This is a genomic window from Clostridium sp. HV4-5-A1G (assembly GCF_900184915.1).
Taxonomy (GTDB): Bacteria; Bacillota; Clostridia; order Clostridiales; family Clostridiaceae; genus Clostridium_B; species Clostridium_B aromativorans.
The window spans coordinates 1-640 of the sequence record NZ_FXYI02000380.1; the positions used below are offsets into that span (position 1 = coordinate 1).

2 protein-coding genes are annotated in these 640 nt (G+C 25.0%); both read left to right on the plus strand.

Annotated features, from left to right (window positions below; translation table 11 throughout):
• The coding region (locus J5G60_RS18630; RefSeq protein ID WP_207876663.1) for a hypothetical protein at nt 1-253 on the plus strand (253 nt) is incomplete at its 5' end.
• Entirely contained in the window at nt 254-577 is a 324-nt protein-coding gene (locus J5G60_RS18635; protein ID WP_150356546.1) for a hypothetical protein, read from the plus strand.
• Nucleotides 578-640: the final 63 nt, after the last annotated feature.

A 640-nucleotide genomic window follows, 5' to 3' on the forward strand; every position in this document is an offset into this window, starting at 1 on the left:
ATATAATAATTTAATATATTCTCAAGTATGCACCATTAATTCTTATTTAGGTTGGCTAAAATGGTGTAATTGCAATAATTTAATTATTAAATATTATAACAATGCAAATTTAGATAAGGCGTTAAATAATTATAATAAAGAAAAAAATGAGAAGAAAAAACAAATAAAATGGAATAAAATATGTAATCAATATAACGAAGTATTAGAGTTGTTGAACAATAAAGATTTTAATAGAAAGGATAGTGATATGTAAATGGCACAATATGGAATACAATGGGATAGTAATGCTTTATCGGGTGTTGGGCAAGTATCATGGATTATCATAAAAGCACCAAATAAATTCTTAATAAAACAAGGAACACAATACTACTCTATAAAACCCGAATTCTATCAGAATGCACAATTCTCCCCTATTACACTTGCTGGTGGAGAGATCCCGAATGAAGATGATTATAATAACTTAGGTTTTGATAATATCAATGATTTATGTGTCCCTATTACTGTTGGAGATGAAACCTTTAAACCTATTGATAAATTAAATACTCAATTTCAAATCAGAATGTTGAAACAAAATTAATAAATAATAACAAATTAAAAAGCTACGTTTTATCTTAATATTATATAAAAGAAATATTGAAAT